A 15,163-nucleotide genomic window follows, 5' to 3' on the forward strand; every position below is an offset into this window, starting at 1 on the left:
CGAGCTATGCGGAAAAATACTACCTTTAGAGAGAATAAAATAAATATCCATATTTTAATATATAACAATGAGCCTAAAAGATTTTAAAGGTGTATTGACTGGAAGTCAAGTGCAAGAGCTTTTTGAGCTTGCAAAAGCACATAAATTTGCATTACCTGCGGTAAACGTTACTGGTACCAATTCCATTAACGCTGTTTTAGAGACAGCTAAAGCCGTAAACTCTCCTGTAATTATTCAATTGTCTAACGGTGGAGCTCAGTTTTATGCTGGGAAAACATTGAATAATGATGGTTTAAAAGCATGTATTTTGGGTGCTGTTTCTGCAGCTCAACACGTACATTTGTTAGCTGAACATTACGGTGTGGCAGTGATTTTACATACAGATCATGCAGCTAAAAAATTGTTACCTTGGATCGACGGTTTGTTGGATGCTGGTGAGAAGTTTTTTGCTCAACATGGTAAACCTTTATTTTCTTCACACATGTTGGATCTTTCTGAAGAGCCTATCGAAGAGAATATTGCTATTTCAAAAAAATACTTAGAGCGCATGAAGCCACTAGGTATGACTGTTGAAATCGAATTAGGTGTTACAGGTGGTGAAGAAGATGGCGTTGATAACTCTGACGTTGATAGCTCTAAATTGTATACTCAACCTGAAGAGGTTGCTTATGCTTTTGAAGAATTATCTCAGGTTTCTGACCAATTCACTGTTGCTGCAGCTTTCGGTAACGTTCATGGTGTTTATAAACCAGGTAACGTTAAGTTACAACCTGTTATCTTACATAATTCACAAGAATATATCCGTGAGAAATTCAATTTAACAGCTGAAAAACCAGTTAACTTTGTATTCCACGGTGGTTCTGGTTCTACACCAGAAGAAATTGCTGAAGCAATCTCTTACGGAGCAATTAAGATGAATATCGATACCGATATGCAATGGGCATTCTGGGATGGTATTCGTGCTTACGAAGCTAAAAACCATGATTACCTACAAGCACAAATTGGAAATCCTGAAGGTGCTGATTCACCAAATAAAAAATACTACGATCCACGTGTTTGGTTACGTAAAGGTGAAGAAGCTTTCGTGGCGCGCTTAACTCAAGCTTTCCAAGAGTTGAATGCAGTTGATGCAAACGATAAATTGTAATTATTAGGCTTACAGCCTTTATATAACATGTGAAAATGGCTCTCCGGTTTAGGAGAGCCATTTTTTTTGAGTCAAATTTTGGAGCTATGACTTTAAGGCTACTTGTTGATAACGGTTGGAAATTTCGTTATCTTTAGTATTAACCAATTAGTAGTACCTATGCTTACTAAGCAAAACGATGAGCTTTTAAAAGGAGTGCTGGAAAAGTACTTTGCTGATTTTCTACGATTCTTGCATTCGAAGGCTGATCTGTTATTTGATTTTAATCGTAAAATAGATTTTCTAGATAAAGAGCTTTTGTTGCTAGAACCTAATCGACTGCGAAGTAAAGGAAAGCGTGTTGCTGATATGTTAGCTAAGGTTTATTTAAAGGATAACCAAGATAAGTGTATGTTAATCCATACGGAGATTGAAGGGGGAAGTCACGCTGGTTTTCCTTTCCGCTTGTTGCAATATAATTACCGTTTTATGGATAAGCACCAAGAGCCAATAGAGACTGTTGTTTTTTTTATAGGGGATAAAAGTCAGCGGAAAAATACACGGTATGAGCAGAAAGGAGTGTTCTCAAAACTAAGGTTTTCATTCCATGCGTACCATATATGGTATCATAGTGAGTTAGAGCTTCTACAGATGGATAATATTTTTGCTTTAGTGGTTTTAGCATGTCAAAAAGCCTATAAAGAAGGAAAAGTTTCTGATATGGAGTTAGGTGAAGATAGGCTAATTATTGCTCGTGCTCTACTTCGACAAAAACATAGCTATCAAGATATGCGGCCATTCTTAGTGTTTCTGAAAAATTTTTTATATGTTAGTAATGAGGAGATTAATGGCAGGTTTGATTTAATACTTGATGAATTAACGGAAGGAGGTGTTAAAATGTAAATTATTTATATTTTAAAAAAACACGCGATGGAGAATGGATTTCGACAAGGAAAACGCGCAGGTAAGAAAGTCGGTAAGATAGAAGGCCGTGAAGAAGGAAGAGAGATCGGTTTAGAGGAAGGAAGGGAGATCGGTCTAGAAGAAGGAAGAGAAGAGGCTAGGAAAGAATTCTTTTCTTTTATTCATGAAATGAGAAATCGGGGATTGACTGTAGAAGATATTGCTAATATCACCAAGCTATCCATTGTAGAAATTGAAAGTATTTAGTGTCTTCGTGGTTTTATGTTTTGCTACATGGGTTATTTTTGAAAAAATAACCCATTTGTTTTTTATTTTTGCTGTTTAGATTGAAACGGAGAACATGAAGATTACATTGCTGTGTATTGGTAAAACAGACGAGGGATTTGTACAAACTGGTATTACAAATTATATGAAGCGCTTAAAGCATTATATAAATTTTGAAATGCTGGTGTTGCCTGATATTAAAAATGTGAAGAACCTAAGTCAGGATCAGCAAAAGACAAAAGAAGGGGAGTTGATTTTAAAACAGATTAGTACTTTAGATTTTGTTATTCTATTGGATGAGCGTGGTAAAGAATTTCGTTCTTTAGACTTCTCTAAATTTATTGAGCAGAAACTTGTAAGCTCTGTAAATCATTTAGTATTTGTTATCGGTGGGCCTTATGGATTCTCCCCAGAAGTTTACGCTCGTGCGAGTCAGCAAATATCTTTGTCTAAGATGACGTTCTCTCATCAGATGATTCGGATGTTTTTTGTGGAACAGCTTTATCGGGCATTTACCATTATGCGCAATGAGCCTTACCATCATGAATAACAACTGTTTTAAATTATTTTATGTAAATTGGATGCCTTATGCATCTTATTAAGAAAAGGAGGTACTTATGAATTTGAATGAATTTAAGCGAGATTATAAGTTTAGAAGTATGCAATCTCATATAGATGGGCGCAGAAATAAGACATTGATTATAACCTGTATCGTTGTTATAATTGTTGCTTATTATGCTTTTCAGTATATTTAGTAATAATATGCATTACTAGCTCAGTAGATTAATCCTGAGCTAGTAATGTTTTAAAAGTAGACCAAGCTACTTTGTCCGTTTTGAATGTTAAATCTTTCTCTTCTAATTTTTCAATTGGTAAAAAACGGAAGACTTCCATTTTCTCCTGCTGTTTTTCTTGCGAGAAGTCAAAAGGACTTTCTTTTAATTCGAATTTTATAGGGCCAGTAGCTTTCACCTGGTAATAAATCGAGAGAATCTGGCTCTCGTTAAAGCTAGACTTTTCGTAGAAGTCTGTGGTGTAGACATGGCGTACAATATCGACCTCCAAATCACATTCTTCCATAAACTCACGCTTTAGTGCTTCAATAAGCCCCTCGCCGTATTCTAATCCTCCTCCAGGAAACTTGGTAAACGATACTTTGGCTAGCTTTTCATCACTTATCAAAACTTCATTTTTTTCGTTTATCAGTATTCCGTATACCCTTACGTTGAATAAAAACATGATTTATTTAATAGATATTTTATAAAGGTAAAAAGCCATTCTCAATACTCATCTCGTCGACGCCAAAAAAGGAGTAGTGCTTCGGTAAAAACCACTGTAAAGTATTCATGATGGTGTCAAAATCTTTCTCCGATGCAAATTGAGTAGGCATAATGTTGAAGACAAGGTCCTGTGTTGCTGTTTCTTCATCGGTATAGTTTCTCGCAATGAGCATTATTTTAGGGTTCTTAACACCGGAGTATTGAAGGAACTCTTTTACTTGCTTTCTTAAAAAACTAGGGAAAACATTTTCTGCAGGTTGTCCTACTAAAATATCTTCATCTTGGCCAATACTATTATAAGCTTTGGCGTTCGAGAATAAACTTTGCTCACTGTAAAAAGTGCCGTTTAACGAAAAGTTAACCAGGTCTCCATAAGAAAATACCCAGTCAGGCTGTCCATTTTGAGCATTGATAACGATGCCAAAACCTTGATCTAACAATTGCTCTAATTGGTTCTCTAATACAAAAGCTTGGAAACTTTCTCCACTCTGAACGGTCTGCAATTGTATGTACGGAAAGCCATCATTACTCATGACAACTTCAGGTTCGCCCAATTTTAGATTCGCTTGTGCAATATGTGCTAAGAAATTATCACGCCATGGTTCATCTCTTTCTGTAAAAGGAGTCTCCATTAATTGGTTGATAATGATTGTCTTTTCTAAATCACCTAGAAAATTTTCTGCAGTATTGTTGTTTTTTTGTTGTTTACTCATGCTTTCTTTTCCTTAAAAAGAGCCTAAAAGTAACTATTAATTGCTGTAATGAAAAACTTCTTGCTGCATTTTATCTAGGCGTAGAATACGCCACCATAGAATTGGGATAAAAGTTATTATTTAGTACTTTTGTTAAAATCGTAGTTTAACTATGTCAAATATTAACATGAATACAAGTAGTGATTTTGAGACGTCAAAAATTAGTTTTGAAGACTTTAGAGAAATCATTCTGAACGATTATAAACTAGCTGTTGAAAGCAGACACGTAAGCTTGCTGGGACGTAAGGAAGTTTTGACGGGTAAGGCCAAGTTCGGCATCTTTGGTGATGGAAAAGAAGTTGCGCAATTAGCTTTAGCAAAGGTTTTTAAAGATGGCGATTGGCGCTCTGGATATTATAGAGATCAAACGCTGGCCTTTGCAACAGGTATATCTACCATTTATCATTTCTTTGCACAGCTCTACGCTAATCCAGATTTAGAAGCCGATATTTCTTCGGGCGGTAGACAGATGAATTGTCACTTTTCGACACAACTATTAGCGAAAGATGGAAGCTGGCTTAACCAGATGAATCAGAAAAATTCAGCATCTGATATTTCGACTACTGGCGGACAGATGGCGCGTGTTATGGGCCTTGGTTTAGCCTCAAAACTGTATCGTGAGAACGATAGTTTGTCACATCTAGCTAATTTTTCAAATAAAGGAAAGGAAGTTGTCTTTTGCACGATTGGTAATGCGGCGACTTCAGAAGGTGTCTTCTGGGAAACCTTAAATGCCATGTCTGTTAAGCAAATTCCTGTGGTTTTATCTATTTGGGATGATGGTTACGGTATTTCTGTGCCCAATGAAGTGCAGACAACCAAAGCCGATATATCTGAGGCTATTCGTGGTTTTCAGCGTGAAGGCGGGAGTAATGGTGTGGAGATATTCAAAGTTAATGGTTGGGATTATCCAGCGCTTTGTGAGGTATATGAGACGGCGTCGAAGATTGCGCGCGAGCAGCATATTCCTTGTGTGGTGCATGTGACGGAGCTTACACAGCCACAGGGGCACTCTACCTCGGGGTCGCATGAACGTTATAAATCGGATGAACGACTAGCCTGGGAGCAGTCTTTTGACTGTAATGATAAGTTTAAAGAGTGGATGATTGCTTCGGGTGTTGCACAAGAAGATGAACTCGATAACTTAGAAAAGGAGGCTAAGGACTTTGTTCGTGGAGAGCAGCGTCGTGCTTGGGCAGATTATCATAAAACAATTCAGGTAGATCTGGATGAAAGTATTGCCGTTTTATCGGCAATTGATCATCCTGCCGTAGAAATACCTTTAAAAACCTTGCAGTCTTTGGCAGAAGCTTCTCTAAAAGAAGTTTACACACAGGTGCGTCGTGCTATTCGTGACTTACGCAAAGATGAGCCTGCTGGAAAAGTAGCTTTACTGGCGTGGTATAAAGAAAAACAGCAGGTAAATTACGAACGTTATAATGATAAACTTTTCAACGACGGTCCAGAATCTCCGTTGGAAAAAGAAAATATTTCAGCCCTATACACAGAAGACGGTTCTTTTGTAGATGGACGTGAAGTTTTAAACGCTTGTTTTGATGCAAATTTAGCCCGTGATGAACGCGTATTAGCATTTGGTGAGGATTTAGGGAGAATTGGTGATGTAAACCAAGGTTTCTCGGGTTTACAAGATAAGTTTGGCGAGTTGCGTGTATTTGATACAGGTATTCGCGAATCTGCTATTATTGGAAAAGGGGTAGGTTTGGCCTTGCGTGGCTTACGTCCTATTGCTGAAATTCAATATTTAGATTATTTGATTTATGCATTACCGGTGTTGAGTGATGACTTAGCAAGTTTGAGTTACCGTACCAAAGGGACGCAGAAATCGCCTGTTATCGTTCGAACACGTGGACACCGCTTAGAAGGTATTTGGCATTCTGGATCACCAATGAGTGTCCTGCTAGGCAGTCTTCGTGGTATGCATATCTGTGTGCCTCGTAATATGACGCAAGCAGCAGGTATGTACAACAACTTGTTGCGCTCGGATGAGCCTGCACTAGTTATTGAGTGTTTAAATGGCTATCGCTTGAAAGAAAAGATGCCTACGAATGTCGGCGATTTTATTGTTCCGATAGGTGTTGCTGAGCTTATTCGTGAAGGTTCTGACATGACAGTTGTATCTTATGGATCTACTTTGCGTGTGGTACAAGAAGCCGCTATCGAGCTTGAGAAGTTGGGTATCTCGATTGAGATTATTGATGCGCAATGTTTAGCTCCTTTTGATAGAGAACATTTATCAGCTAAATCATTAGCAAAAACAAATAAGCTTTTGGTTGTTGATGAGGATATGCCAGGTGGTGCTGCTGCTTATATTTTACAAGAAATATTGGAGAAGCAAAATGGTTATTATCTGTTAGATGGACAGCCACGAACGTTGACGGCTAAGGCTAATCGTCCTCCTTATGGTTCCGATGGTGATTACTTTACAAAACCTTCGGTTGATGATGTAATGGAGGTTGTTTATACGATGATGAGTGATTATAATGAACAAGAATACCCGAAACTATTTTAGTATCGGGTATTCTTGTTTTCTATTTGAATAAAGAAGCTGCTCCAATTAAGGCAGCTTTTTCTGCATATTGACCAATGAATATTTCAAAACGGTCGAATTTTTCTGTGTTATAACTAGCGATTAGTTCCCACGCTTTTGATATGCTACCACCTAAAATAAAAGTGTTGCAATTTTCTTGCGTCGAGAAGAAGCATAGAAAATCATAAAGCGCTGTTGTATACTCTTCCATTAGCATATCAAACTTCGGATGTTGTCTATGTTTCTTGATGATGTCTTTCACACCTTCTTCTTGGATGCCGCTAAGCTCAAAGAATCGTTTCGTAAACCAACGCGTTACTAGAAACTCCTCGAATATAGATTCCTGGTAAGGACTATCCCATAAGTCAGCATCGAAAGCAGGAGCTCCTTTTTGCCAAATAGCAGATCCTAACCCAGTTCCTAAAGTGATACCAAGTACTTTTTCACGGTTTGCTAAATTTCCTGCAAATACTTCTCCTTGCAAGAATGCTGCCGCATCGTTAATTAAGCGGATGGCAACAGGCTGATCCATAAGCTCATTTAAAGCTTCTTTAACATTCATTTGGTACAAGGCTTCATATTTGTCTTGACCTTTTATTAAAGAAATACCATTTGCATAGTCAAAAGGACCGGGCATGGCAATACCAAGGTGTGGAATTGTGAATTCAACTTGTGCTAAACTTGTTGATAAACAGCTTTTCCAGCTTTGTAAAATCGATTTAGCATCAGATTTAGAATTAACATGGCTTCTAGAGATAGTATCCTCTAGAATTTGCCATGTTTGAATATCAACTAATGCAGATGTGATGTGTGTACCACCAATATCGGCTGTTAGAACCAATTTATTTTCCATCTGCATACATTTTATTTCTTAAGAAGTGATCAGCGATTGTAAGGGCTGTCATAGCTTCCACAATGATGACAGCGCGTGTTACAACACAAGGGTCATGACGTCCTTTTCCGGAGATAACAGCAGCGTCACCATCCTCATTTAAAGTATCTTGATCACGCATAATGGTTGCTACAGGCTTGAAGGCTGTACGGAAAGTGATATCCATTCCGTTAGAAATTCCACCCTGTATACCTCCAGAGAAGTTGGTTTTGGTACGCACAGTATCATTTTCTTTAACGAAGATGTCATTATGCTCCGAACCACGCATTTGTGAACCACTAAAGCCTGAACCATATTCAAAGCCATGTACAGCGTTTATACTTAACATCGCTTTACCGAGGTCAGCATGTAGCTTATCGAATACCGGTTCTCCAAGACCAACAGGTACATTACGCACGATTGTTGCTACTTGTCCGCCGATAGTATCGCCATCCTTACGAACACTGTCAATGAGTTCAATCATTTCTTGTGCCGTTGCCGGATCCGCACAGCGAGCGATATTATTTTCGCGTATTTCTAATAGATGGTTTAAATCTGTAGTATCTAGGTTTGGTGATTCAATTTGTCCAACCGCAGATACATGGGCAAAAATTTCAATACCGTGTTGTTTAAGGAATAGTTTCGCAACAGCGCCTGCAGCCACACGTGCAGCTGTTTCGCGTGCTGATGAACGTCCACCGCCACGGTAATCACGGATACCATATTTCTGTTGATACGTATAGTCAGCATGCGAAGGACGGAATTTGTCCGAGATGTGACTATAATCTTTAGAACGCTGATCTTCATTAGGAATTAAGATCGCAATAGGTGTACCTGTTGATTTTCCTTCAAAAACCCCCGATAAGATTTGTGCCGTATCGCTTTCTTTACGTTGTGTCGTAATTTTCGATTGTCCAGGTCTACGCTTATCTAATTCGGATTGTATAAAATCTTCGTCAATTTCTATATTAGGAGGGCATCCATCAATGATTACGCCGATGGCTTTGCCATGCGACTCACCAAATGTTGTAATCTTAAAGACGGTGCCAAAAGAATTTCCAGCCATAATTGTTTATTATTTGGTAAATATACCAAATCGGCAATAAGAATAAAGTCCTTATTGCCGATTTTAATGATGTTTAATCTTCTATTTTAAAGCCTTGTGCTTGTAAATGTTCCCAGTATAATGGGTAAGATTTTTCAACAACCATAGGTTCGTTGATGGTTACTTTGTTGAATATCAATGCAAGAGGAGCGAAGGCCATGGCCATGCGGTGATCCTCGTAGGTGTCAAAAGTGACCTGCTCTGGAGCTTCTACTTTTTCTGTTTTTAGGTGATAAACTTCTCCATCTTCCAATAGCTCAGCGCCAAATTTGGAGATTTCCGTACGTAAAGCCGCAATTCTGTCGGTTTCTTTAATCATCAGTGTCTTAACGCCGGTGAATGAAATGTTACGTTTTAATCCGGCAGCAATAGCAACAATGGTTTGTGCTAAATCTGGACATTCCTTGAAATCTATCAGTTGGTCAGTGCGTTGTATATCTGTTTTTCTAAGGTGTAAGCCATCGTTTTCAAACGTGCTTTCTACACCAAAGTGCGCCATGATATCGATGATAGCAATATCACCTTGTAGGCTACTTTTTTTCAAACCTGGTAAAGCAATATGACCTTGTTTTGATAAGGCTACTACGGCATACCAATAGGACGCAGCACTCCAATCAGGTTCTACATAGATTGTTGCCTCTTTGTAAGACTGTGGAGCAATATGAATACTATTTCCTTCCCAAGTATGTTGAATACCGACTTCTTTAAGCATATCCAAAGTCATCGTAACATAAGGTCTAGAAGTCAATTCGCCTAATATGTTTAACGTTAACCCTTGTTTTAAGGATGCCGCTATTAATAATAAGGAAGAGATGTATTGACTACTGATATCACCTTGTATGGAAATGCTAGTCGTTTGTTGGTCAAATCCTCCTTTTATATGTAAAGGAGGGTAACCATCTTGCTTTTCATAGCTGATAGAAGCGCCTATTGTATGTAGTGCATCAACCAATATACCAATGGGACGTTGCTGCATGCGTGCCGTACCTGTTAAGGTGAAGCTCCCTTGGATAAGGTTCAGGTATGACGTTAAAAAACGCATTGCTGTACCTGCAGGGCCAATATCTACCGTGATATGCTGGTCACCCTTAGCCCCTTCAACTTGGGCTAAGGATGCACGCATCGTTACGGTATCTGCTGCTTCTGATAAGTTTTCGATTTGTACAGCATGGTGGCTTAGTGCTTGAATAATCAAAGCACGATTGCTCTCGGATTTTGAGCCTGTCAACTGTACAGTACCGTCAACTACTTTCGCGGCATGCGTTAGCGTAATGCTTTTTAAATTCATTATGCCTCTACATTGGATTTAATGTTCATCACTTCGTTTTGCTTACGGATAGACTCGTTGTGCAATAACTCTAAGTATTTTGTTGCGAAATCTTCGCTTAAGCTTAATGCTGTAGCTAATTTCAATCTTTTCTCAACGATTTCATCCCAACGGTTTACTTGAAGAATCGTTACGTTGTTATCACGTTTGTACTCACCAATTTTCTCAGCGATTTTCATACGATCACCAATTTGTTTTAAGATAGCATCATCTAACTTGTCAATTTGTTGACGTAGTTCTGTCAATTTATCTTCGAAAGCTGGATTGTCAGATGCTGGGCGACGTACAGATAGGTTGTCTAACAATTCAACTAAAGCAGCTGGAGTTACTTGTTGTTTCGCATCAGTCCATGCTACAGAAGGGTCAATATGCGACTCGATGATTAATCCTTGCAAGTCCATATCCATTGCTTTTTGAGCAATGTAAGGAAGAAGCTCACGGTTACCACAAATATGGCTCGGGTCATTGATGATAGGAAGCTCAGGACAAGCAGATTTTAATTGAATAGCGATATCCCACATTGGTTCATTTCTGAAAGCTGTTTTCTCGAAAGAAGAGAAACCTCTGTGAATAGCACCTAATTTTTTAATACCAGCACCGTTGATACGCTCTAATGCACCAATCCAAAGTGATAAGTCTGGGTTTACTGGGTTTTTAACGAATACTGGAATATCTACACCTACTAAAGCATCTGCAATTTCTTGAACAGTGAATGGGTTTGCTGTAGAGCGTGCACCAATCCATAATACATCAACACCTGCTGCTAGAGCTTCTTCAACGTGTTTTGCTGTTGCTACCTCTGTTGCTGTTAATAGACCTGTCTCTTCTTTAGCTCTTTTTAACCATTGTAAACCAATGCTTCCAATACCTTCGAATTCTCCTGGTCTTGTTCTTGGCTTCCAAATACCAGCACGTAAGATATTTACTCTGCCTGTATTGGCTAATAAGTGTGCTGTTGATACTAATTGTTCTTCTGTTTCAGCACTACAAGGTCCAGCGATAACTAAAGGTTTATCGCCTGTGTCTAACCAAGATTTTAAAGGAAGGATGTCTAATGTATGTTTCATGATTGAATATTTTTAAATTTTGTCGTTTTATTATTAATTATACTTTTTCGTTTTTGATGTACTCTCCCATAATGTTGAAGTTCACCGTATGTTTCAATACTTTGCGGATAGCCGCATCGTAATCATTTTGCTTTTTCCATTCTACATCTACGTAGAAGTCATACTCGTTTCGTTTTCCGACAACAGGCATCGACTGGATTTTGCTGAGGTTTACATTTTGCTCCGCGAAGCACTGCAATACATTTGCTAATGCACCTACTGCATTTCCTATCTGGAAGGATAAAGACGCTTTATTCGCTCCTTTTTGTTCGATAACCTGATTGGCAAGAATCAAAAAGCGTGTAGCGTTTTTCTTGTTGGTCTCGATTCTTCTTTCTAAGATGTTTAAACCATATAATTTAGCGGCTAGTGCACTCGCAATGGCTGCCGTATTTTTTAGTTGATTCTCCGCAATTCCTTTAGCACAGGCTGCCGTGTCCATTCCTTCTTTGACAGTCCAATCTGGATAATAGCCTAGGAATTCGTCACACTGGCGAATCGCAATTGGATGAGACTCCACGAATTTAATATCACTCAATTTTACACCCGGTAGGGCAAGTAAATTTTGCTGGATATTTAAATGTACCTCTCCAATAATGTGGAAACGATAATCACGTAGCAGGTTGTAGTTTGGTAAAATACTACCGGCTATTGAGTTCTCAATGGCCATCACTACATAGTCTGCTTTGCCTTGCTTAAGCATCTCGCAGGTCTTTTTAAAAGACTCACATTCAATAGTTTCGATTTCTTCTCCGAAATATTTAAAAGCAGCTTCTTCGTGGAAAGATGCCTTAACTCCTTGTATGGCTATTTTAGTTTTCATGTGTTTTGTTTCGTGCAAAAAAAAAGTCCCGGACACTGCCCGGGACTTTTCTGTTTACTTTTATATAAACATATCAATCCCGGCTTTTATCGTTGTAATAAAAGAAACCAAAATAAAAATATGTTGCCTTGTGTGTCATTTCTAAATCCTATGGCTCAAATGTAGAAGTTATAATTTATATATGCAAAATATTTTTTTAAAAAAGTTTTTTTGAGCTGTTTTTGTGTTGTTTTTTATATGTTATTTTATTGTTTTTTATGTGGTTTTTTAATGCGTTATTTAACATGCGTTTATGTTGTTTTATTTTCTTTATATTATTGATTATTAGTTATTTGAATTGATTTTTGTTTTATTTTTATATTAATTTAGTGTATTTTTATTGTTTAAATAGCATGTTTTTTGTTTGTTTTTATGTTTAAAATATGATGTTTTTTTATTAATTATTTTTAGTTTATTTTAGTGTGTTTTTGTGTTGAAAAACCATTAAAATAACACGTTTTTTTTGTGGATTACTTTTATCTGACATAGAAAACGTCATGAAAATGATAAAATATTGATTTTCATTTGTCGATAGTTTCTCATTTTGGAGTTTATCTTCCTGTTTTAGAAAGCTGATGGCAGGAGAGGGGTTATAGTTTTTAGTATTATGCGAAAGTTTTCGTAGAATTGGAGACTCAATAGCTGAACGTAGCCTTGAGTTTCAATTGAATGTTTATGTGGTACGTATTATTAAGTGTGTTTTGTAGTGTAACGGTGGCTATCATCCTTAAGCTAGCCAAGAATAGGGGACATAAACCTTTACATCTTATTTTTTTAAATTATTTAGTTGCGGCAACATTAACCTATTTTGTGTTACGTCCAGATTCGTACACAGGAGCGATTGGCAACCTCCCATGGCATTTGTATGTCCCTTTAGGCGTGTTATTGCCTCTTATCTTTTTATGTATAGCCTTCTCTATAGCTTACAGTGGAATTGTACGAACAGAAATAGCACAACGACTATCCTTGTTTATTCCGCTCTTAGCGGCCTTCTTTATTTTTCATGAAGCGATGGCGCCAACGAAGCTTGTAGGCATTGGTGTAGGTCTCTGCGCTATATTATGCGCCATCGGTTGGCATAAAGGTGGAAAACAATCCAATCATAATTGGATTTATCCCGTTTGTGTATTTATTGGGATGGGTGTTATCGATATCTTCTTTAAAAAGGTGGCTTTATTTCAAGGTGTGCCTTATTCATTTTCAATGTTCTTGATTTTTGTTTTAGCAGGTATTATTACGCTGGCTATCCTACTGTTTCGTCTTTTTACGGGTAGAGATCGTTTAGAATTAAAGGCATTAGGTTGGGGAATCCTATTGGGATTGTTTAATTTTGGGAATATCCTGTTTTATATGAAGGCACATCGGGCCTTGCCAGAGAGCCCTTCAATTGTATTTACAGGTATGAATATTGGCGTTATCTTATTGGGAGCTCTTGTTGGTGTAACAATCTTCCATGAGCGGTTAAGCTTACTCAATAAAGTAGGATTAGGCTTGGCTGTTATTTCTGTACTTATTATTGCGTTTCTGTGAGTTTATTTGAAGATAATTATTTTACCATTGAGGAGCCTGCTGAGGGAATTTTTAGAGATAAAGGAAGTAAGTTTGTTGCCTACGCTTATCCATTTACCGATGAAGGTCAGTTAAAAGATATCATTGCGGAGCTCAAAGCTTTACATCCTAAGGCTCGTCACCACTGTTGGGCTTACCGCTTGACTCCTGATCGTACCGTATTTCGAGTGAATGATGATGGGGAGCCTTCAGGTACTGCTGGACGACCAATCCTCAACGTGTTGCTCTCTAAAGATGTTACTAATATCTTGGTCGTCGTTGTTCGTTATTTCGGCGGCACCTTGCTTGGTGTACCAGGCCTGATTAATGCTTATAAAGTAGCTACACAAGAAGCATTGGAAGTGGCGACTATCGTTGAGAAAACCGTAAATGATGTGTATCGTATCTCATTCGATTATTTGCAGATGAATGATGTGATGCGTTTGGTTAAAGAGGAAAATTTGCTTATTTTAAGCCAACAGTTTGATAACCTTTGTGTGATGGATGTGTCTGTTAGAAAACTACACGTCAATCTCGTTGTCCAGAAATTGGAAAAATTAGAACGTGTTGAATATTCCTATATAAGAACTATATGATTGCAGATTCGGAATTGATATTAAATGCAGATGGTAGTATTTACCATTTGAACCTATTGCCTGAAGACTTGGCTTCAACCATTATTTTTGTCGGCGATCCTGATCGTGTGGGAGAGGTATCCAAATATTTTGATAAAATCGAAGTGAGGAAAGGAAAGCGTGAGTTTATTACGCATACTGGAACTTTAGCAGGTAAACGTATTTCGGTGATATCTACAGGTATTGGTACCGATAATATTGATATTGTTTTCAATGAAGTAGACGCGTTGGTTAATATTGATTTTCAGACAAGGACGCTTAAGGAAGAATTGACGAGTTTAGATATTATCCGTATAGGTACATCCGGCTCTATCCAAGGCGATATAAAAATAGGGACAATTCTCGTTAGTGAATATGCGATTGGTTTTGACGCCTTGATGCAATATTATGTAAAAAGCTATTCGGAGGAGGAAACCTCCCTTCAAAAGGCTATACAGGAGCATTTCGATACCCTGACATTTAAGCCTTATGTAGGAAGAGCAAGCGAAAAGTTATTAACTAAGATTGCATCCGGATTACCGAAAGGGGTGACAATGACAGCGCCTGGTTTTTACGGGCCACAGGGGCGCACTGTACGTTCGGTGAATGTTTACCCAGATTTGATACAGCGGGCCAATGCTTTTCGATTTGATAACCGCATTATCACCAATTTAGAAATGGAGACTGCTGGCATCTATGCGTTGGCCAATATGTTTGGCCATCATGCATTGTCCGTGAATGCAATATTAGCCAGCCGCGTTAATGATTCTTTTGCGGAGAATCCAGCTGAAATTGTTGATGAAGCTATTCGTTATGTCTTAGCTAAACTTTAAGGT

Annotated in this window: 15 protein-coding genes; 8 read left to right on the forward strand and 7 right to left on the reverse strand. The window is 38.1% G+C overall.

Annotated elements, in window-relative coordinates; genetic code table 11:
• Positions 1-67: 67 nt before the first annotated feature.
• From fbaA to rlmH, 4 genes are all read left to right on the forward strand, one after another.
• The gene (fbaA, locus tag WH223_RS01610; protein ID WP_340045772.1) at positions 68-1,147 is read left to right on the forward strand and encodes a class II fructose-bisphosphate aldolase; all 1,080 of its coding nucleotides are present in this window, start codon (positions 68-70) and stop codon (positions 1,145-1,147) included.
• Positions 1,148-1,306: 159 nt separating this feature from the next.
• On the forward strand, positions 1,307-2,029 hold the full coding sequence (locus WH223_RS01615) for a hypothetical protein (RefSeq protein WP_340045773.1): 723 nt from the start codon (positions 1,307-1,309) through the stop codon (positions 2,027-2,029).
• A gap of 27 nt (positions 2,030-2,056) precedes the next feature.
• Complete coding sequence (locus WH223_RS01620; RefSeq protein ID WP_340045774.1) at positions 2,057-2,296, forward strand: hypothetical protein; 240 nt, start codon at positions 2,057-2,059, stop codon at positions 2,294-2,296.
• 94 nt (positions 2,297-2,390) lie between these two features.
• Complete coding sequence (rlmH, locus tag WH223_RS01625; protein WP_340045775.1) at positions 2,391-2,864, forward strand: 23S rRNA (pseudouridine(1915)-N(3))-methyltransferase RlmH; 474 nt, start codon at positions 2,391-2,393, stop codon at positions 2,862-2,864.
• Between the two features lie 233 nt (positions 2,865-3,097).
• Here the strand turns inward: rlmH and WH223_RS01630 are convergent, their stop codons facing one another.
• Together WH223_RS01630 and WH223_RS01635 are read right to left on the reverse strand one after the other, a co-directional pair.
• Positions 3,098-3,553, reverse strand: coding sequence for an NUDIX domain-containing protein (locus tag WH223_RS01630; protein ID WP_340045776.1), 456 nt, complete (start codon positions 3,551-3,553; stop codon positions 3,098-3,100).
• A gap of 19 nt (positions 3,554-3,572) precedes the next feature.
• Positions 3,573-4,307, reverse strand: a complete 735-nt coding sequence (locus WH223_RS01635; RefSeq protein ID WP_340045777.1) for a hypothetical protein — start codon at positions 4,305-4,307, stop codon at positions 3,573-3,575.
• Between the two features lie 151 nt (positions 4,308-4,458).
• Here WH223_RS01635 and WH223_RS01640 point away from each other — a divergent pair, with 151 nt between their 5' ends.
• The gene (locus WH223_RS01640) at positions 4,459-6,876 is read left to right on the forward strand and encodes an alpha-ketoacid dehydrogenase subunit alpha/beta (RefSeq protein WP_340045778.1); all 2,418 of its coding nucleotides are present in this window, start codon (positions 4,459-4,461) and stop codon (positions 6,874-6,876) included.
• A 19-nt stretch (positions 6,877-6,895) separates the two neighbouring features.
• On the opposite strand, the gene WH223_RS01645 is transcribed toward WH223_RS01640, so the two are convergent.
• From WH223_RS01645 to WH223_RS01665, 5 genes are all read right to left on the reverse strand, one after another.
• A complete protein-coding gene (locus WH223_RS01645; RefSeq protein ID WP_340045779.1) occupies positions 6,896-7,747 on the reverse strand; it encodes an ROK family protein in 852 nt (283 codons plus the stop codon).
• Positions 7,737-8,831 carry a chorismate synthase gene (gene aroC / locus WH223_RS01650; protein ID WP_340045780.1) on the reverse strand — a complete coding sequence of 365 codons (1,095 nt, stop codon included), beginning with the start codon at positions 8,829-8,831 and terminating at the stop codon, positions 7,737-7,739. The genes WH223_RS01645 and aroC overlap by 11 nt, the downstream gene beginning before the upstream one ends.
• A 73-nt stretch (positions 8,832-8,904) precedes the next feature.
• Positions 8,905-10,158 (reverse strand): 3-phosphoshikimate 1-carboxyvinyltransferase, encoded by a 1,254-nt coding sequence (gene aroA / locus WH223_RS01655; RefSeq protein WP_340045781.1) that lies wholly within the window; start codon positions 10,156-10,158, stop codon positions 8,905-8,907.
• Positions 10,158-11,264, reverse strand: a complete 1,107-nt coding sequence (locus WH223_RS01660) for a chorismate mutase (protein ID WP_340045782.1) — start codon at positions 11,262-11,264, stop codon at positions 10,158-10,160. The genes aroA and WH223_RS01660 overlap by 1 nt, the downstream gene beginning before the upstream one ends.
• 37 nt (positions 11,265-11,301) lie before the next feature.
• Complete coding sequence (locus tag WH223_RS01665; RefSeq protein ID WP_340045783.1) at positions 11,302-12,126, reverse strand: prephenate dehydratase; 825 nt, start codon at positions 12,124-12,126, stop codon at positions 11,302-11,304.
• A 714-nt stretch (positions 12,127-12,840) separates the two neighbouring features.
• On the opposite strand from WH223_RS01665, the gene WH223_RS01670 reads away from it, so the two are divergent.
• Genes WH223_RS01670 through WH223_RS01680 form a run of 3 tightly spaced genes read left to right on the forward strand, consistent with a single transcriptional unit; the run spans position 12,841 to position 15,160 of the window.
• A complete protein-coding gene (locus WH223_RS01670) occupies positions 12,841-13,695 on the forward strand; it encodes a DMT family transporter (protein ID WP_340045784.1) in 855 nt (284 codons plus the stop codon).
• Complete coding sequence (locus WH223_RS01675) at positions 13,692-14,309, forward strand: IMPACT family protein (RefSeq protein WP_340045785.1); 618 nt, start codon at positions 13,692-13,694, stop codon at positions 14,307-14,309. Before WH223_RS01670 ends, WH223_RS01675 begins: the two co-directional genes overlap by 4 nt.
• Positions 14,306-15,160 carry a nucleoside phosphorylase gene (locus WH223_RS01680; RefSeq protein ID WP_340045786.1) on the forward strand — a complete coding sequence of 285 codons (855 nt, stop codon included), beginning with the start codon at positions 14,306-14,308 and terminating at the stop codon, positions 15,158-15,160. Before WH223_RS01675 ends, WH223_RS01680 begins: the two co-directional genes overlap by 4 nt.
• The last annotated feature ends 3 nt before the right edge of the window (positions 15,161-15,163 follow it).

This window comes from Sphingobacterium sp. MYb382 (assembly GCF_037572665.1).
Taxonomy (GTDB): domain Bacteria; phylum Bacteroidota; class Bacteroidia; order Sphingobacteriales; family Sphingobacteriaceae; genus Sphingobacterium.